General features: G+C 66.1%; 18 protein-coding genes and 1 pseudogene. 10 read left to right on the plus strand and 9 right to left on the minus strand.

Annotated features, from left to right (window positions below):
• Positions 1-4 precede the first annotated feature (4 nt).
• The 6 genes and pseudogenes from scpB to K4G67_RS00390 all read right to left on the minus strand — a co-directional run bounded on the left by scpB (position 5) and on the right by K4G67_RS00390 (position 5714).
• A pseudogene (gene scpB / locus K4G67_RS00365) lies at positions 5-598 on the minus strand (SMC-Scp complex subunit ScpB).
• 62 nt (positions 599-660) lie between these two features.
• Positions 661-1461: a segregation and condensation protein A gene (locus tag K4G67_RS00370; protein ID WP_239804437.1), complete on the minus strand. Its 801-nt coding sequence runs from the start codon at positions 1459-1461 to the stop codon at positions 661-663.
• Entirely contained in the window at positions 1458-2486 is a 1029-nt protein-coding gene (nagZ, locus tag K4G67_RS00375) for a beta-N-acetylhexosaminidase (protein ID WP_239804539.1), read from the minus strand. The genes K4G67_RS00370 and nagZ overlap by 4 nt, the downstream gene beginning before the upstream one ends.
• A gap of 78 nt (positions 2487-2564) precedes the next feature.
• On the minus strand, positions 2565-3200 hold the full coding sequence (locus K4G67_RS00380; protein ID WP_239804438.1) for an SPOR domain-containing protein: 636 nt from the start codon (positions 3198-3200) through the stop codon (positions 2565-2567).
• A 17-nt stretch (positions 3201-3217) separates the two neighbouring features.
• The gene (argS, locus tag K4G67_RS00385; RefSeq protein ID WP_239804439.1) at positions 3218-4978 is read right to left on the minus strand and encodes an arginine--tRNA ligase; all 1761 of its coding nucleotides are present in this window, start codon (positions 4976-4978) and stop codon (positions 3218-3220) included.
• A gap of 76 nt (positions 4979-5054) precedes the next feature.
• A complete protein-coding gene (locus K4G67_RS00390; RefSeq protein ID WP_239804440.1) occupies positions 5055-5714 on the minus strand; it encodes a hypothetical protein in 660 nt (219 codons plus the stop codon).
• Between the two features lie 317 nt (positions 5715-6031).
• Here K4G67_RS00390 and ispH point away from each other — a divergent pair, with 317 nt between their 5' ends.
• From ispH to rnhA, 3 genes are read left to right on the plus strand one after another with little or no spacing between them, the layout of a single operon-like run.
• The gene (ispH, locus tag K4G67_RS00395; protein WP_239804441.1) at positions 6032-7012 is read left to right on the plus strand and encodes a 4-hydroxy-3-methylbut-2-enyl diphosphate reductase; all 981 of its coding nucleotides are present in this window, start codon (positions 6032-6034) and stop codon (positions 7010-7012) included.
• Between the two features lie 4 nt (positions 7013-7016).
• Positions 7017-8021 (plus strand): homoserine kinase, encoded by a 1005-nt coding sequence (gene thrB / locus K4G67_RS00400; RefSeq protein WP_239804442.1) that lies wholly within the window; start codon positions 7017-7019, stop codon positions 8019-8021.
• Positions 8018-8458 (plus strand): ribonuclease HI, encoded by a 441-nt coding sequence (gene rnhA / locus K4G67_RS00405; RefSeq protein WP_239804443.1) that lies wholly within the window; start codon positions 8018-8020, stop codon positions 8456-8458. The genes thrB and rnhA overlap by 4 nt, the downstream gene beginning before the upstream one ends.
• Positions 8459-8475: 17 nt before the next feature.
• Here the strand turns inward: rnhA and K4G67_RS00410 are convergent, their stop codons facing one another.
• Together K4G67_RS00410 and K4G67_RS00415 are read right to left on the minus strand one after the other, a co-directional pair.
• Entirely contained in the window at positions 8476-9564 is a 1089-nt protein-coding gene (locus tag K4G67_RS00410; RefSeq protein WP_239804444.1) for an NAD(P)/FAD-dependent oxidoreductase, read from the minus strand.
• Complete coding sequence (locus K4G67_RS00415) at positions 9561-10523, minus strand: alpha/beta fold hydrolase (protein ID WP_239804445.1); 963 nt, start codon at positions 10521-10523, stop codon at positions 9561-9563. The genes K4G67_RS00410 and K4G67_RS00415 overlap by 4 nt, the downstream gene beginning before the upstream one ends.
• Before the next feature lie 92 nt (positions 10524-10615).
• On the opposite strand from K4G67_RS00415, the gene K4G67_RS00420 reads away from it, so the two are divergent.
• The 7 genes from K4G67_RS00420 to K4G67_RS00450 all read left to right on the plus strand — a co-directional run bounded on the left by K4G67_RS00420 (position 10616) and on the right by K4G67_RS00450 (position 17881).
• Complete coding sequence (locus K4G67_RS00420) at positions 10616-11128, plus strand: A24 family peptidase (protein ID WP_239804446.1); 513 nt, start codon at positions 10616-10618, stop codon at positions 11126-11128.
• Between the two features lie 91 nt (positions 11129-11219).
• Positions 11220-12254, plus strand: coding sequence for a Flp pilus assembly protein CpaB (gene cpaB, locus K4G67_RS00425; protein WP_239804447.1), 1035 nt, complete (start codon positions 11220-11222; stop codon positions 12252-12254).
• Positions 12255-12280: 26 nt separating this feature from the next.
• Positions 12281-13918 (plus strand): type II and III secretion system protein family protein, encoded by a 1638-nt coding sequence (locus tag K4G67_RS00430; protein ID WP_420829966.1) that lies wholly within the window; start codon positions 12281-12283, stop codon positions 13916-13918.
• A gap of 23 nt (positions 13919-13941) precedes the next feature.
• Complete coding sequence (locus K4G67_RS00435) at positions 13942-14619, plus strand: CpaD family pilus assembly protein (protein ID WP_239804448.1); 678 nt, start codon at positions 13942-13944, stop codon at positions 14617-14619.
• Complete coding sequence (locus K4G67_RS00440; protein WP_239804449.1) at positions 14616-15887, plus strand: CpaE/TadZ family protein; 1272 nt, start codon at positions 14616-14618, stop codon at positions 15885-15887. The genes K4G67_RS00435 and K4G67_RS00440 overlap by 4 nt, the downstream gene beginning before the upstream one ends.
• A gap of 22 nt (positions 15888-15909) precedes the next feature.
• Positions 15910-16878, plus strand: a complete 969-nt coding sequence (locus K4G67_RS00445; protein ID WP_239804450.1) for a type II secretion system F family protein — start codon at positions 15910-15912, stop codon at positions 16876-16878.
• A gap of 13 nt (positions 16879-16891) precedes the next feature.
• On the plus strand, positions 16892-17881 hold the full coding sequence (locus tag K4G67_RS00450) for a type II secretion system F family protein (RefSeq protein WP_239804451.1): 990 nt from the start codon (positions 16892-16894) through the stop codon (positions 17879-17881).
• Between the two features lie 27 nt (positions 17882-17908).
• Here the strand turns inward: K4G67_RS00450 and K4G67_RS00455 are convergent, their stop codons facing one another.
• The gene (locus K4G67_RS00455; RefSeq protein WP_239804452.1) at positions 17909-18367 is read right to left on the minus strand and encodes a MarR family winged helix-turn-helix transcriptional regulator; all 459 of its coding nucleotides are present in this window, start codon (positions 18365-18367) and stop codon (positions 17909-17911) included.
• Positions 18368-18531 lie beyond the last annotated feature (164 nt).

Below are 18531 nucleotides of genomic sequence, written 5' to 3' on the forward strand. Positions count from 1 at the left end.
TGATCTAGGCGCTTTCGCCGTCATTATCCAGTGCTGCCGTGCCTGCGTCTGCATCGGTTCGCCCGATATCGTCGCCGTTGCCAGCGTCGTCCCGTCCCGCCGCGCGTTCGCCCATCGCCCGCTCCATCGCTTCTTCCACCGGGTCGAGCAAGCCTGCAGCGCGCAATTCGGCAAGGCCCGGCAGGTCGCGGCGGCTTTGCAGGCCGAAATGGGTGAGGAACGCGGGCGTGGTTGCGTAGATCACCGGGCGGCCCGGCACCTCGCGCCGTCCGGCCGCCCGGATCCAGCCGGCCTCCATCAACACGTCGAGCGTGCCCTTTGCCGTCTGTACGCCGCGAATCGATTCGATTTCCGCCCGGCTGACCGGCTCGTGATAGGCGACGATGGCAAGGCATTCGGTCGCCGCGCGCGACAGCCGGCGCACCTCCTCGCGCTAGCGGCGTAGCAGCGAGGCAAGGTCGGCGGCGGTCTGAAAGTGCCAGTGCTGTCCGCGCCGCACCAGCTCGATCCCGCGCCCCTTGTAATGCGCCTCCAATTCGCGCAGCGCTTGCGTCACATCCTCGCCGCCCAGATGCTCGGCTATGTCCGGCGCGCTCATCGGCTCCGTCGCGGCGAACAGCGTCGCCTCCACCCCGCGCACGAGATCGGGCGGCGCCACGCCTATCGCTCGGCGCGGCGCAGGCTGAGGGGGCCGAACGCCCTGTCCTGACGCAAGTCGGCCTTGCCTTGTTTTGCAAGTTCGAGCGCGGCGGCAAAGCTGCTCGCCAACGCGGAGCGGCGCAATTGCGGATCGGCATGCGGGGGCAAGAATTGGCGCAGTTCCATCCAGTCGATCGCAACGCCCAGCATCGCCGACACCCGCGACAGCGCGCTTTCCAGTGTCATGACCGCGCGGTCCTTCACCATGTGGACGACGGGCGCGGTGCGGGCCTTCACCTGCCCATAGGCGTGGACGATGTCGAACCATTCGCATTGCCACGCCTTGCGCTTCCCCACGCGCAACCCCTCTGGCGCGCCGCGCAGGAAATTGTCCCGGCCCAACCGGTCGCGCGCCATGAGCCGCGCCGCCGCCTCCCGCATCGCGGCGAGCCGCTGCAACCGCAGTTGCAGCCGCAAGGCAAGCTCCTCGGGGCTCGGATCCTCCTGCTCCGCCTTGGGCAGCAGCAACGCGGATTTCAGATAGGCCAGCCATGCCGCCATCACGAGATAATCCGCCGCCAGTTCCAGCTTCAGCGCGCCCGCCGTATCGATATATTCCAGATATTGATCGGTCAGTTCCAGGATGGAGATCGTGCGCAGATCGACCTTCTGCCGCCGCGCAAGATCGAGCAGCAGGTCGAGCGGCCCCTCCCAATTGTCGAGCTCGATATAAAGCCGCGCCGCATCCTCCGCATCGGCGGGCGCCTGCGCGTCCCATCCCTCCTCGGTGAAAAGAGGGGCTGGGGACGGGGTGTCGCTCACGCCGCCATGCCGGCCGCGCGCAGCAATGCATCGCGTTTCGCGATCGCGGCGGCGCGCTCCTCCGCGCGGTCGAACGGCGTGGCGACGCGGGTGGGCCCCATCGCGGCGGACAACCGCTCGCGTGCTCGCTCCGTCATCGGCGGCAGGGCATCGGCAATACCCGCCATGTCGTCCATCCGGGCCCAGCAATTGAGCACGACATCGCACCCGGCCGCGATCGCGGCGGCGGACCGTTCGGGGATGCTGCCCGAAAGCGCTTCCATATCGATATCATCCGATAGCAGCAGCCCGTCGAAACCGATGCGGCGCCGGATGATATTTTCGATCACGGTCGGCGATTGCGTCGCGGGGCGGTCCGCGTCCCATGCGGTGAACACGATATGCGCCGTCATGCCGACCGCCGCATCGCGGAGCGCGCGAAATGGGTGGATATCGCGTTCCAGCGCATCGTCGTCCACCGTCACGGTGGGCAATTGCTTGTGGCTGTCGGCGGTGGCGCGCCCATGGCCGGGAATGTGTTTCACGATGCCCTGCACCCCTGCGTCGAGCAATCCGCCCAGCACCGCCCGGCCAAGCGAGGCAACCCGCATCGGATCGCGGCCCAGCATGCGGTCGCCGATGACGTCGTGCGTGTCGGCCGTGCCGACGTCGAGCAGCGGCAGCGCATCGCAGGAAATCCCCGCCTCTGCGAGGTCCAGCCCGATGGCGAGAGCATTCGCGCGCGCCGCCTCCATCGCGGACATCGGCGCGACATCATAAAGCCTGTCGAACAAGGCCCCCGCGGGATAGTCAGGCCAGACCGGCGGCTTCAACCGGACGACGCGGCCACCTTCCTGATCGATGGTGATGAAAAGATCGTCGCGCCCGTGCAGGCTGCGCAGCGCGTCGGTCAACGCGCGGATCTGCGCCGGGCTTTCGCAGTTGCGCCCGAACAGGATATAGCCGGCGGGGTCCGCCTCGCGCAGGAAATCGTGTTCGTCATCGGTAAGCGCGAGGCCGGAAAGGGCAAAGATTGCAGGCGTCATCCGACCGAAATCGCGCAATCGCCGCACTTTCGCAAGGTCGGACATGCGGGCGCCGGGGAAAACCGGAACGCGCGGCGCCTATTTCACCTGGCACTCGATCCCGTTGCGGCGCAGATCGCGGCACAGCGCATGGGCCGGCCCGCGCGCAGGGGCAAGCGCCTGAAGCCTGTAGACCGTGCCGATATCGGCGCGCCCTTCGACGATGCGGTGGCCATGCGCGCGAAGCGGTTCATAACGTGCAATCAATCGCTGCCAACCGTCCCGCGCGTCGTCCTCGGTCGAAAAGGCGCCGATCTGCACCGCGACGCCGGATGGTGCGCCGGTCGATACCGATGTGTCGCCCGCAACCGGTGCCGTTTTCCCGCGCGCCAGCGTGCCACGCTGCTCCACCCCTTCGCCGACGAGATAGGCGGTGTCGCCCGTCCCGCGAAAGCGCATTCCGCCCGGATCGTCGGGGCGGATCTTGTACGGCGTATCGGGTGCGGCGATGATCGAACCGTCCGCTTGCGGAGGGGTTGCCATGCGGTCGGACGCGAACCAGATGATCAGCGCGAGCACGAGGAGGACCGCGGCCAGCACCCCCGCAAACCTGCGGACACGGGGCCAGTCCACCCCCTCGTCCCGATCGTCGCCTGCGGGTTCCAGCCACGGCAGATGCGTGTCCGGCTCTTCGAATGCCAGCCGCCCGTCGTCCGCCCGGTCCTTCGCCGCCATGGCCGCCCCCTCGCCGGTTAAAGTTCCTCGGCCGCCTCGACACCCAGAATGGCGAGCCCGTTGCGGATCACCTGCGCGATGCGTTCGGCAAGATACAGCCGCGCAGACGTAAGATCGGCATTGTCGGCGACGATGAACCGCTTGTCTATCCGGTCATTGCCAAGGTTCCAGTACGCGTGCAGCGATCCCGCCAGCTCGGTAAGGAAGAACGCGATACGGTGCGGTTCGCGCGCACGGCCCGCCGCCTCCACCATGCGGGGGAACTGCGCGGCATGGCGGATGAGCGCCTGCTCCTCCTCGCCCAGCAGGTCGAGATGCGCGTCCGATGGCGCCATGCCGGCCTCCGCCCCCTTGCGCAGGGTGGAGCAGATGCGCGCATGGGCATATTGGACGTAGAATACGGGATTGTCCTTCGACGCCTCGACCACCTTGGCGAAGTCGAAATCCATCTGCGCCTCGGGCTTGCGGGTGAGCATGGTGAAGCGCACCACATCCTTGCCCACTTCCTTCGCGACCTCGGCCAGGGTGACGAAATTGCCCGAACGCTTGGACATTTTCACCGGTTCGCCATTGCGCAACAGCTGCACCATCTGCACCAGCTTCACGTCGAAGGGCTTGGGCGTGCCGCCTTCCGCACCGGTGAGCGCGGCGACCGCGGCCTTGATCCGCTTTACCGTGCCGGCATGGTCCGCACCCCATATGTCGATCAGCGCGTCGACGCCTTGCGATTTCTGGAAATGATAGGCGAGGTCGGCGCCGAAATAGGTCCATGCGCCGTTCGACTTTTTAATCGGGCGGTCCTGATCGTCGCCGAATTGGGTGGAGCGGAACAGCGGCAGTTCGACAGGCTCCCAATCGTCGGGGGTCTTGCCCTTGGGCGCTTCCAATACGCCGTCGTAGACGAGGCCTTTTTCGCGCAGGAATTTCTCTGCTGCTTCGGGCTTTCCGGCGGCCTGCAATTCGGCCTCGGACGAAAACAGGTCGTGATGAATGCCGAGCAGCGCCAGATCCTCGCGAATCATGGTGAGCATCGCGGCGACGGCCTCTTTCCGGAACAGCGGCAGCCATTCCGCTTCGTCCGCGCCGACAAACGCATCGCCATGCGCGCGGGCGAGCGCCTCGCCCACCGGAACGAGGTAGTCGCCGGGATACAGCCCTTCGGGAATGGCGCCGATCTCTTCGCCCAGCGCCTCGCGGTAACGCAGGTGCACACTCTTCGCCAGGACATCGACCTGCCCGCCCGCATCGTTGACGTAATATTCGCGGATAACGGCAAACCCTGCGAATTCGAGCAGCGCGGCCAGCGCATCGCCGACCACCGCGCCCCGGCAATGGCCCATGTGCATCGGCCCGGTCGGATTGGCCGAGACATATTCGATGTTCACCGTCTGTCCGGCGCCGATGTCGGACCGGCCGTAATCGTCGGCCAATGCCGCGATCGCGCGCAATTCGTCGAGCCAGGCAGCATCGCCGAGCCGCATGTTGATGAAGCCGGGGCCGGCGATGCTTGCCTCCTCCACGGCGGGATGCGCGGTCAGTTCGGCCACTATTTCCTCGGCCAGCGCGCGCGGATTGGTCTTGGCCGGCTTGGCCAGCACCATCGCCGCATTGGTCGCCAGATCGCCGTGGGAGGGATCGCGCGGGGGTTCCACCGCGACATTCGCGCGGGAAAGATCGGCCGGCAGCGTGCCCGCCTCCACCAGTCGGTCGAGCGCTCTATCCACCGCATCGGACATGACGGCGTGGAGCGTGGCGGTATGGGTATCGTTCGGTGTCATGCCCGCGCGGTTAGCGTCTTATCGCCGCGGGGGGAAGCCGGTGATGCGCGAAATGCGGGTACCGCCCGGATCCGGTTCAGCGCGTGGCGTTGTAGGCGAGCTGCTGCGGCGTAAGCTGAAACCCGACGAGCATTTCGAAGGTGGCGCGCGCGACGGCGGCCTTCACCTCCGGATCGGCGAGCGGGTCGAGCGCGGCATCCTCGTCGCCGGCCTTGCGGCGCCGGGTGATGCGGTCGCGCACATCCTCGGGAAGGGTGGCGGCGGCAGCGTCGACGAAGGCACCGGCCCGCGCGCTCGCCTGCGCCCGGTCCTGTCCGGCGGCGAAATCGATCGTCACCTCGCCCACGCGTTTCGTCAGCACCGCGGTCCCGCCGCGCACGACGGTAACGAAATAGGGGAGCGTGACCTGCCGCGCCTGCGCGGTGTCGCTGCGCCGGGCATACACGTCGAACGCCACCTCGGAATAGATGCGCGCACCGCTGTCGTCGCAGGTCACGCGCAGGTTCGTCATCGCCGCCGTCACGTCGAGCGAGGCCGCCGTCATCGCCTGCGGATCGCGGAAGGTGGTGATATCGCCCGTGTAATCGGGGATGCCGACGGCCGGACAGCGCGAGCGGACCGCATTCACACCCACGCCCTGGTCCACGACCAGCTCGCCCTCGGTGCTGCACCCCGCCAGAAGGGCGGCTGTGCCCAGCATCGCGGCGATGCGGGCAATGCGGTTACGGTATGTCATGCGGCAAAACCCTTATCTGTTCCATGCGCGCCTGTTGATGCACGCCCGTTCATTCGTGATCGCACGGTTCCCGCGCGTGCGTGGGTTCGCTCCCACGATGCCCGCGCCGGATGTTTCCCCGTCGCCCTTAACGGCCATGCGGGGCAAGGGCAATCGACACCGCGCCCCTGCTCCTGCGCGCAGGTTTGTTTACCGCCGATTTACGGTGCGCGTCGTCTCGCCGCGTTTCGCCCATGGCGCCGCTTTGCACCGGTCAAGAATAACGCGCGCCCTGGTCGCTTTACGAAACGGGGGGCGCGGCGCTATGCATGGGCGCGATGACCCAGCCCAGCACCCTTGCGCCCGAGCGCGCCGCCGACGACCGCCTCCCGCTCAAGCTGCTCATCGCGGCGCCGCGCGGGTTTTGCGCCGGGGTGGACCGCGCCATCGAAATCGTCGAACGCGCACTCGCCCGCTATGGCGCGCCGGTCTATGTCCGCCACGAAATCGTCCACAATGCGTTCGTCGTCGACACGCTGCGTGAAAAAGGCGCGGTGTTCGTGGAGGAGCTGGACGAGGTGCCGGACGGCGTGCCGGTCGTCTTTTCCGCCCATGGCGTGCCCAAGGCCGTTCCCGCCGATGCGGAGGATCGCGGTCTCGACTATCTCGACGCGACCTGCCCGCTCGTCAGCAAGGTGCACCGCCAGGCCGAACGGCAGGTGGAGGCGGGGCGCCACATCCTGTTCATCGGCCACCGCGGCCATCCCGAGGTGATCGGCACCTTCGGCCAGGTTCCGACAGGCTGCATGACTCTCGTCGAAACGGTCGAGGACGTGGCGTCGCTGTCCTTCGACGACAACGCGCCCCTCGCCTTTCTCACGCAGACGACATTGTCGGTCGACGACACCAACGCCATCGTGGAGGCTTTGCGCGCCCGTTTCCCCCAGATCGTCGGGCCCAAGGCCGAGGACATCTGCTATGCCACGTCCAACCGGCAGGCGGCGGTAAAGGCGATCGCGGCCAAGGTGGATCTGATGCTCGTCATCGGCGCGACCAATTCGTCGAATTCGGTGCGCCTTGCCGAGGTCGCCGAGCGCATGGGCACCGATTCCCGCCTGATTCAGCGCGGGGCCGACATCGACCCGGCCTGGCTGGAGGGCGTCGGCACGGTCGGTCTCACCGCCGGGGCGAGCGCGCCCGAAGTGCTCGTGCGCGAGGTTATCGACCGCCTCAACGCATTGCGCGACGTGGAAGAAGAGGTCGTCACCACGGCGGAGGAGCGCATCACGTTCAAGCTTCCGCGACAGCTCGTGGACTGAACCCGTGGCGGTCTATACCCGCATCGGGGCGGAGGACATGGATGCGCTGATCCGCGCGTTCGGGGTCGGCACGCTGCTTTCGGCCAAGGGCATTGCCGAGGGCGTGTCGAACAGCAACTGGCTGATCGAGACGGATGGCGGCGGCGCAGGGGCGGGCAATCGCCGCTTCATCCTCACCATGTACGAGGCGCGGACGGACGCGTCCGACCTGCCGTTCTTCCTCGGCCTGCTCGACCATCTGGCGGCGGCGGGATGTCCGGTGCCGCGCACGATCCACGATGGCGAAGGTGCGTCGTTTCGCATGTTCCCGGCCCGGATGCGCGATGGCTCCATCGTTGAAAAGGCCATCGCGCTCATCGAGTTCCTTCCCGGCGTGTCCGCCGACAATCCGACCCCGGCGCAGGCCCGCTCGGTCGGAAAGGCGCTCGCCGGCGTGCATCTCGCCGCGCGCGATTTCGCGATGCGCCGGGAAAACGGCATGGGCCCCGCCGCGTGGCTGCATTTCACGGCCGAGTGCGAGGGCCGCTGGGACGAGATCGATCCCGCTCTTGCCGCCGTGCCCGATCTTGCGCGCGACATCGCGGACCGCTGGCCCGGCGATTTGCCGCAATCGGTCATCCATGCCGATCTGTTTCCCGATAACGTGCTGCTCACCGGGGATGCGGTGTCGGGGCTGATTGATTTCTATTTCGCGTGCGACGGGGCGATGGCCTACGACCTTGCGGTCACACACGCGGCATGGTGTTTTTCCGCCGACGGGCGCGACTATGATGCGGCGCTGGGTGCGGCCCTGCTTGCCGGCTACGAAACGGTGCGCACGCTCGGTGAGGACGAGCGCGCCGCGCTTCCGCTTCTGGCGCAGGGGGCGGCGCTGCGCTTCGTTTTGACGCGCGCCTATGACTGGCTCCATACGCCCGCCGATGCGCTGGTGACGAAGAAGGATCCGGTCGCCTTTCTCAATCGGCTGCAATTCTATGCCCGCCACAACGACACGGTGTTCGCAGCATGAGCGACGTCGAAATCTTCACCGATGGCGCGTGCAAGGGCAATCCCGGCCCCGGCGGCTGGGGCGCGATCCTGCGCAAGGGCGATGTGGAAAAGGAAATGTCGGGCGGCGAGGCCGACACCACCAACAATCGCATGGAGATGACCGCCGCGATCCGCGCTCTGTCCGCACTCAAACGTTCGTGCCGCGTCGATCTTTATACCGATAGCAAATATCTGATCGACGGGATCACCAAATGGGTCTTCGGCTGGCAGAAGAAGGGGTGGAAGACCGCGGCGAAGAAACCCGTGCTGAACGAGGATCTGTGGCGCGAACTGCTCGACGCGGCGCGCCCGCACACGATCGAATGGCACTGGGTCAAGGGGCACGCCGGCCATCCGGAGAACGAACGCGCCGACACGCTCGCCAGCGATGCGGCGGATGCGATCGCCCGCCGCTAGGCGTCAGGCGTCAGGCGTCAGGCGAAGCGCGCGGGATCGTAGGACGAAGGGTCGAGCGGTTCATCCACGTCCTGACCAAGCAGCAGCGCGGCGGCGAGCGCCGACCCGGCGGGCGCGGTCTGTATCACGAAACCACCCTGCCCCGCGCACCAGAAGAACCCCTCTACGACAGGATCCCAGCCATAGACCGGCAGGCGATCCGGCGCGAAGCTGCGCAGCCCGGCCCAGCGCCGCTCGACATGTTCGGCGCGCCAGTCGACCACCTCTTCCAGCCGCGCGATGGCGGTGGCGACGTCGATCTCCTCCGGCGCGGCATCGCACGGCACGGACGGCGTTTCGTCGTGCGGGGATAGCCAGATGCGCCCGTTCTCCGGCTTGAAATAGAACCGTTCGTCGATGTCGAGCACCAGCGGGAGGGTCGCCGGTACAGGCGGATCGGTCCGCACCTGCGCAACCGTGCGGCGCAGCGGCGCGATGTTCAAAGGCCGCGCCCCGGCCATATGCGCGACCCCGTCGGCCCATGCGCCGGCCGCATTGACCAGCACGCCCGCCCGAATGGTCGCGCCATCCGCAAGCTCCAGATGCCAGTCACCCCGCTCCCGCCGGGCGGCGGAAAGCCGCGCCCTGCTGCGCAGGCCCGCCCCGTCCCGCCGTGCGAGTGCGAGGAAATGCGCGTGCAGCGCGGCCACGTCGATGTCGCAGCAATCCGGCTCCCACGACGCGGCGGTCCAGCCCTCGCGAATGCCGGGTACGCGCGCCTCGATCTCCTCGCGGTTCAGCATCGCGACATCGACACCAAGCGTGGCGAAACGCGCGACGAACGCGGCGATGCGGCCCCGGTCCCCTTCCCGCGCGAGGGTCAGCGCACCGCGCGGGGCAAGGAACCCGTGGCGCCGCAGATACGGCCCCGATGCGATGGTGAGCGGCGTGATTTGCGGCCCGCCATAGCTTTCGGCCCAGAACGCCGCCGAACGCCCCGTCGCGTGATAGCCCGGCTCGTCCTCCGCCTCGATCATCATCACGCTGCGATGCGGCGCGAGCCGCGCGGCAAGCGATGCACCGGCCATACCCGCGCCCACGATGACGATGTCGAACCGTTCGGTCATGATATGCGGGGTGCCGCCTCGTCCAGAAAATCGTCGATCGCGCCCAATGCACGATCGCGGATCGCATCGGTTTCGCGCAGGATTTCATGCGCGCAATCCGGGCCGAACTCAACCAGTCGGGAATCGGGGATCATGCGATTGGCCCGGCGAATCGCATCGGCCGACACCAACCGGTCGGCCCCCGTCGCGACGAACATGACGGACACTTCGACACTCCGCAACACCGTGTCCCGCGCGAGCCAGCGCATGGAGCTTATCGCCCCCGCGATCCAGCCCCAGCTCCCCGGCCCCATGGCAAGCTCCGGGCGTTCGCTGCGCCACCATACCTCGTCGGCGTAGCGGCTTTCGTCATGGGTGAGAAGGTCGATCCGGTCCTGCGGCAATTCGCCGGGCTTCTCGCTCCACCGCCAGGCCGGCGTGGTCGCGCCGCGAGCCCACCGCATCCCCCGCGCCGCCGCATCGGCGACGAAGGCGGGCATCTGTTTCCCGGCAAGGCCCAGCATCGGCGCGACCAGCACCGCCGCATCGGGTGCGATCCGCCCCTCCGCCACGGCGCGAAGGGCGAGATGCCCGCCCATGGAATGCCCCACGACGACATGCGGGCCGACACCATCAGCGGCCCATTGCGTCCAGAAATCGGCGAGATCGTCGACCCACATGCCGAAATGATTCACATGGCCCGTCACGCCGTCGTCGCCCAGCCGGCCCGAACCTGCCTGGCCGCGCCAATCCACCGCCGTCACGCGCCACCCCGTCCCATGCCAGCCGGCGAGAGTTTCAAGGTATTTTTCGTAGCAATCGCCCCGCCCCGCAAGGAACAACAGCGACCCGCGCGTGGCGCTATCGGCCGCGTGATCGAAGTCGATGCGGCGCAGGCGAAACCCATCGGGCGCGGTCCAGCGCGTTTCGCGCGCTTGGGCCGGAATATGTCGGCGGACCGGGTCGGGAGAGGGCATCATCTGGCTTCGGCCATCTTTTCGGGCTTGGTTACTATTTGGTAAGCCATGCCGCCTAAACCGGGCCTCGCAATGGTTAAGACGGGGTTTGGGACATGGACGACGGGCTGGTCACTTACGCGGCGGTCGCCGCCTTGGCAATCGCGGTGCTTTATGCCGCATTTACCGATTACCGGTATCGAAAGATCAAGAACACGCTCTGTCTTGCCATCGTGGTCATGGCGCCGCTGTTCTGGATCGGGAACGGGCTGTCGCTCTGGCCGGGGGTGGCGGCGCAACTGATCATGGCGGTGGCCGCGTTCCTGGTGGGGGCGGTGCTGTTCCGGCTGGGCCAGGTGGGCGGGGGCGATGTCAAGCTGCTCGCGGCGATCGCGCTGTGCTTGGAGCCGCGCTGGTATCTTGCGCTCATCGTTTTCACGGCGCTCGCGAACGGGATCCTAACGCTTGTGGTGTGGCATCGTCATCGGCGGGCCCGGCGCAAGGGCGCGAGCACGGGCCGCATGCAGGTACCCTATGCCATTTCGGTGGCCGCCGCGATGATGGCGGTGATCGCGGTCCGCTATGGCGCCGCGCTGGGCGACCTTGGCAATGCAACGCTCGGGTCTTGACCCGATCTTAACCATTTGAGGCGATTTTTACATCGACAGACAGGCGCGGGCGGGATTCGCGGGACCTGCGCATAAAGAGGGCTGATGGGCCATGGACAGGAAAAAGCTGATATTGCTCGCGGTGGCATTGGTGGTGGCGGTGGGCACCGCGCTCATGGCGCGCAGCCTGTTCGCCGGCGGTACCGCGCCGCAGGTGCAGGCCGCGCAGGTTCCGGAAGGGCCGCGCGTGCTGGTCGCGCAACGCGCCCTGCCCGTGGGCACGATCATCACCGCCGACGCTCTCCAATTCAAGCAGTGGCCCTCCGAAATGGTGCAGGACGCCTATTACATCGATGGCGAGGCGGATCTCGACAAGCTGCTCGGCACGGTCGTGCGCTATCCGGTGACCGCCGGGCAACCTGTCACGCATGGTGCGCTGGTCATGCCGGGCGACCGCGGCTTTCTCGCGGCGGCACTCGGCCCCGGGATGCGCGCGGTCACCGTGCCGGTTTCGGTGAAGACCGGGGTCGGCGGGTTCGTCTTTCCCGGCGACCGGATCGATCTCGTGCTGACGCAGCAGGTCACGGGCGACGGTCCGCCGCTGAAGGTCGCGGAAACGATCCTGCGTAACCTGCGCGTTCTCGCCACGGATCAATCGACGACGACACGGACGGTGGAGGGAAAGACCGTGGTGCAGGGTTTCCGGACCGTCACGCTCGAGGTGACGCCCCGCATCGCGGAGCAGATCGCGGTCGCGCAGACGATCGGCGAACTGTCGCTCTCGCTGCGTTCGCTCGCCGATAATCAGGGCGAGCTCGACCGCGCGATCGCATCGGGCGAGGTGGTCGTGCCCGACGATGCGACGCCGCAGCAGGAGGAGGCAATCCTGCGCACCGCGATGAACCGCCCGCAGGCCGGCCGCTCCACCGTTCAGACCGGCGCCGACGTGTCCCGCTTTCAACGCCGCACCGTTCCGCCCCGGCAAGGCAATTCGGGCAGCAGCGCCCCTGCCCGCCGGATCGACGCCGACGAGGACCGGAGCCGCAATTCGTCCAGCGGCGCACAGACCGCGCAGTCGGGCTATCAGGGGCCGATCGTTCGCATCAGCCGCGGGACCGATACCGTCGCCGTTCCGGTCGGCCAGTGATCGCGCAGGAAGGTAAGAACGGGATCATGATCAGCCAGACACTATCGAAGACAGCGTTCGCAAAACGCCTGTTCGCAGGGGTTGCGTTGGCCGCGAGCGCGCTCGCCCCGATGGGACCGGGTATGGACGGCGCGGGCGGCATCGCGCGGGCACAAAGCGTGACCGCACCTGCGGGCGAGATCGTCCTGTCCATCGGACGGGGACAGCTGGTGAATGTCGCGGGGCAGATGACGGATATCTTCATCGCCAATGACGCGATCGCGGATGTAAAGGTGAAATCCCGCAACCAGCTCTACGTCTTCGGCAAGGCGGGCGGGGAAACCACGGTCTATGCCTCCAACGCGGCGGGCGATATCGTGTGGTCCGCCAATGTGCGCGTCGGGTCCAATATCGACAGTATCGACCAGATGCTCGGCATGGCCATGCCCGAGGCGCGGATCGCGACGGCCACCATGAACAATACCGTCCTGCTCACAGGGACGGTCGCATCGCCCGGCGATGCGGCGGAGGCGGAACGCCTCGTCTCGGCCTTCGTCGGCGATGGCGTAAACGTCATCAGCCGTCTGAAAACCGCGACGCCCTTGCAGGTCAGCCTGCACGTCCGCTTTGCCGAGGTGAGCCGTTCGCTGGTGCGCGAGATGGCATCCAATCTCGTCACCCGGGACATGACCGGCGGGTTTCAGTTCGGGGTTCAGCGCGGCAGCAACAATGCCGGCCGGACGATAACCGACGTCATCAGCTCGGGCCGTTTTCCCTTGGTCGACGCATCGGCCATGTATAATCTTCCCGAAGGTTCGATCAGCCTGCCGTTCGATCCCAGGACCGGGCAATTTGTCGTGAACGGCACGCGGTTCACTTCGCCCGGCAATCAATCGGAGCAGACCGCGCTCAACCTTGCGGGCAAGCTGCTCGGCATCGATGTCAATCTGGGCCTCGACCTTGCGGAACGCGTCGGTTTGATCACCACGTTGTCGCAACCGAACCTGACCGCGCTTTCGGGCGAGACGGCGACGTTCCTTGCCGGCGGCGAATATCCCATCCCGATCAGCCAGGGGCTCGGCGCGACGAGCGTGCAATATCGCGAATACGGGGTCAGCCTGTCCTATTCGCCGACCGTGCTTGCCAACGGGCGCATCTCCATTCGCGTGCGGCCCGAAGTGTCCGAACTCTCCTCCCAGGGGGCCATCACCATCGAAGGGTTCCAGATTCCGGCGCTCACCACCCGGCGGGCGGAAACGACGGTGGAACTGGGCTCCGGCCAAAGCTTCATGATCGCAGGCTTGCTGTCCAACAATTCGCGTCAGACATTGGAAAAGACGCCGGGTGCCGGCGATCTGCCGATCATCGGCAGCCTGTTCCGGTCCACCGATTTCCGCCGCGGGGAAACCGAACTGGTCATCGTCGTCACGCCCTATCTGGTCGAGCCGGTCGATGCGAAGGACATCGTCCTGCCCACCGACGGCTATCGCGCACCCGACGAGTTGCAGCGCATTCTCGGCAATATGCAGACCGACGGCGTTACGGGCGGCGCGACGGGAAGCGGGCGTCCCATGCCGCGCGGCGAAACCGGCCCCGCCCTGCGCGCCGATGGCGGCGCGGTGGCGCCGTCTTCCGGCCCGACCGCGACCGAAACGGGCGTTCCTGCCCCCGGCTTTTCTTTCTGAAGGGTGATTGACGCATGATGCCCATGACCACGCCCCGCCACCCCGTCCGTCGCCCACATGGCCTGGCCTTACTCCCGCTGTGCATCGCGCTTGTCGGCGGGCTTTCCGGCTGTATCGGCGGGTTGCCGGACAATCGCTCGCTCTATTCCGTGAAACAGCCCGTGGTCACGGCGCGGACCGATATGCTCGACGTGCGGACGATAGCCTATGGCCTGCCCCGGTCGGAACAGATCCGGCTCGACGAATGGCTCGAAGCGATGGATTTCGGCTATGGGGACAGGGTCTCGGTCGACGGAGCCATTGGCGACGATGCCATCGCCCAGATCGCGGCATTGGTCGAACGGCGGGGAATGATGCTGTCGTCAAACCCACCCGTCACGCAAGGCAGGCTGCCGCCGGGGATCGTGCGTGTCGTGCTGACCCGGTCCACCGCCGCGGTGCCGGATTGCCCGGACTGGTCCGCCAATTCCGATGCGAATCCCTATAACGCGACCTATCCCAATTTCGGCTGTGCGATAAACGGCAACATGGCCGCGATGATCGCCGATCCTCAGGATCTGCTGCGCGGGCAACGGGCCGGCGGCGGCACCGATATCATGACCGCGGCCAAGCCGATCGAGAGCTATCGCGAACAGCCCCCCAGCGCGCAACGCGGGCTGATCGGCGCGCAAACCGGCAGCCAGGGAGGAAACCAGCCATGAGAGCGTCCGCATCCGGCAACACGTCCGATCGCGACAGCTTTGCCGCCTATGTCTGCGATCAGCCCACGATGGACATCGTGCGCGCCGTCATTTCCGATCTCGACATTCCCGAGGACAACGTCAACCTCGGCGGTCTGCGCAACGCGGTGCAATCGCTTTCGGTAAGCGCGAGCCCGACGATCCTTCTCGTCGACCTGTCCGAATGCGCCGATGCGCTGTCCGACATCAACGCCCTTGCCGAGGTTTGCGAGCCCGGCACGATGGTCGTCGCGATCGGTCAGGTGAACGATGTCCGCCTCTATCGCGAACTGATCGCCAGCGGGATCCAGGATTACCTGCTCAAACCACTTTCGGCGCAGATGCTGCGCGAGGCAATGGTGTCCGCACTCGCCGTGTTCAACGCGCCCCGCAATTCCGGGGCGAACGGCGGCGGATCGGAACGCACCCATGTCAGCACGGCGGTGGTCGGCACACGCGGCGGCGTCGGCGCGACCACCATTGCAAGTTCCCTTGCCTGGTTCTTTTCCGACGAGCGGAAACTGCCGACCGCATTGCTCGACCTCGACGTTCATTTCGGGACCGGCGCGCTCGTCATGGATCTCGAACCGGGTCGCGGCCTGACCGATGCGATGGACAATCCGAGCCGGATCGACGGCCTGTTCATCGAACGCGCGATGGTACGCGCCAACGAAAGCCTCTCGGTCCTTTCCGCAGAGGCGGCGATCGGTACGCCGCTGATGACGGATGGGAGCGCCTTTGTCCGGTTGAGCGAGGAATTCCGGCACGCCTTCGACATGACCGTCATCGATTTGCCGCGCAACATGCTCATCAATTTCCCGCACGTGCTGGCCGAAACGAACGCATTCGTGCTCGTCACGGAGCTGACGCTGGCATCCGCGCGCGATGCGATCCGTATCCTGTCCTGGGTCACCTCGAACGCGCAGCATGTGACGCCGATCATCGTGTGCAACAAGATGCCCGCCGGCCAGACCGAAATCACGCGAAAGGATTTCGAAGCCTCGATCGAACGAAAGATCGACATCGTCATCGCCGAAGACCACAAGGCCGCCGTCAACGCGGCAAAGCAGGGCGAAACCTTTATCGAGGCCAATCGCCACAGCAAGGCGGGCGCTGCGATCGCCGATCTGGCGAACCGCATCCATGCCATGTCGGGCGATGAAGCCCCCGTGAACGCAAAGGCGGAAAAGAGCGCCGTGAAGGGCATGTTCGACCTTCGCGCCCTTCTGGGCACGAAGCAGAAGGCGTGATGCGGCGCGCAGGGGACAAGCGATGGGATTGATGCAGACGCTGATGTTTGCGGGTGCGATGCTCGCGCTGTTGCTGCTCGGCTATTACGGCATCTACGATAACTTTCGCTCGCGCAGTCAGACCAAACGGCTGGACAAGATCCGCGCGCGCCATGCGCTCAATGAAAGTGCCAAGGTCGAGGCGCAACTCAAGAAAGCCGTCGCCGCGCGCAAGCCGCGCCGCCGCACAGGGGGCGCCGATTCCCGGCTCGACGCGCTCGCGCTTCGGCTGGAGCGGACAGGCGACAAATGGTCGGTTTCGCAATATCTCTACATTTCGGCCGGGCTGACCGTCGTGGTCGCGGCGCTGACCCTGTTGAAGACAGGGGCCGTATTCCTCTCGCTGTTCGCCGGGCTCGCGTTCGGGCTGGGGCTGCCGCACTGGATCGTGGGCTTCATGATCAAGCGCCGACTGGATCAGTTCAACACCCGCTTTCCCGATGCGATCGAACTGCTCGTTCGCGGCCTTCGCTCCGGTCTGCCGGTCACCGAAACCATGGGTGTCGTCGCACATGAGGTGCCCGGCCCCGTCGGCGCCGAATTTCGCGGCGTGGTCGATGGCGTAAAGGTGGGCCGCACGCTCGACGATGCGCTGCAGCAGACTGCAAACCGGCTCAACATCCCCGAATTTCAGTTTTTCTGCATCAGCCTCGCGATTCAGCGCGAGACGGGCGGCAACCTGGCCGAAACGCTGTCCAACCTTGCCGAAGTGCTGCGCAAGCGCGCGCAGATGAAGCTGAAGATCAGGGCGATGAGTTCGGAATCGAAGGCTTCTGCCTATATCGTCGGTTCGCTGCCGTTCATCGTCTTCACGCTCGTCTATCTTCTGAACCCCAACTATCTGGGCGGATTTTTCGTCGACGACCGGCTCATCGTCGCGGGCATCGCCGGTGCCGTGTGGATGAGCATCGGCGCCTTCATCATGTACAAAATGGTCAGTTTCGAGATTTGAGGGGGGAGCCGGCATGACGAATCAGGGCGATGGCCCCACCCTTCTCGGCTTCGACGTGATCACGGTCGGCACGCTGCTGGTGGCGGTCGCGACCTTTGCCGTGATGCTTGCGATCTATGCCGCCGTGACCGTGCGCGACCCGATGGCGAAGCGGGTCAAGTCGTTGAACGCAAGACGCAACGAATTGAAGGCCGGCCTGACCGTAACGGCCAACCGGCGGCGCAGCGTGCGGCACAACACGGACAATACGGACAAGGTGCGCCGAATTCTCGCCAAGCTGCGCATGTTGCAGGATACGCAGATCAGCGAGATCGAGCAGAAGCTGATGCAGGCCGGCATCCGGCGCAAGGATCTGGCCTATGTCGTGGTCGCCTTCCGGGTGATTGCCCCTGTCGTTCTCGGCCTGCTCGCCGCCTCCATCGTCTACTGGTCCGACACCTTCCCCGAATGGGGCAGCTTCAAGCGGTTCATGTTCTTCGCCGCCGCGCTTGGCATCGGTTACAAGGCGCCGGACATCTATCTCAAGAACAGCATCACGAAGCGCACCGACGCCATACGCAAGGGCCTTCCCGACGCGCTCGACCTGCTCGTCATCTGTGCCGAGGCCGGGTTGACCGTCGATTCCGCGTTTGGCCGCGTAGCGGGCGAGCTGGGGCGCGCCTATCCGGAGCTTGCGGACGAATTCTCGCTCACCTCGATCGAATTGTCGTTCCTGGCCGAGCGGCGCCAGGCGTTCGAAAACCTCGCCTATCGCGTCGATCTCGAGGCGATCCGCGGCGTCACCACCACCATGGTCCAGACAGAGCGTTACGGCACGCCCCTCGCCTCTGCGCTGCGCGTGCTTTCGGCGGAATTTCGCAATGAACGGATGATGCGGGCGGAGGAAAAGGCCGCGCGACTGCCGGCCATCATGACCGTGCCGCTGATCCTGTTCATCCTGCCGGTGCTGTTCATCGTCATTCTCGGCCCGGCGGCCTGTTCCATCTCGGACGCGATGCTCTAACCGCGCGCCGGGCCCGGCGTCAGCGCGTCAACCGCGGTTTGCGCCGATCTCGCATGCGCGGTCGAACAGCTTGCCCAATGTGCGCAGGAGCATCTCGCGCTCGCTGTTCGAAAGCACATCAAGCAGCGACTCCTCCATCTCCAGCGCGAGCGGCATCACCGCGTCGAAGATTTCAGTCCCCTCTTTTGTCAGTTCAAGGAGATGGGACCGCCCGTCGTTCGCATTCGGACTGCGCTTGATGAGCGCGCGGTCGCACAGCACCTTGCACGCCCGATTGACCGCGACCTTGTCCATGAAGGTCGCCTCGACCAGATCCCGCTGCGTCAACGCGCCCGCATCGCCGAGGATCGCCATGACCCGCCATTCCGATACCCTGAGCCCGAAGCGGCGGCGATATTCGCGCGCGATATTGTCGCTGACCATGTTGGACGTGACGGACAGGCGATAGGGCACAAAGTCGGCAAGGCGGGATGAAAGCTGTTTCATAGCGCGTCTCTATCGCGCAATCGCCGCTTCGCCAAGCTTCGCGTCGCCATGGACCTTAGGATATTACGCCAAACCTGGCCGGGCGCGCACTTTAATATCCATAGCACACCCCCCGATGCCGCATGTCTTTCATGCCCACTGCGGCGCTTCATCGAGCGAGCTTG

It is taken from the genome of Croceicoccus hydrothermalis, from assembly GCF_022378335.1.
GTDB classification, from domain to species: domain Bacteria; phylum Pseudomonadota; class Alphaproteobacteria; order Sphingomonadales; family Sphingomonadaceae; genus Croceicoccus; species Croceicoccus hydrothermalis.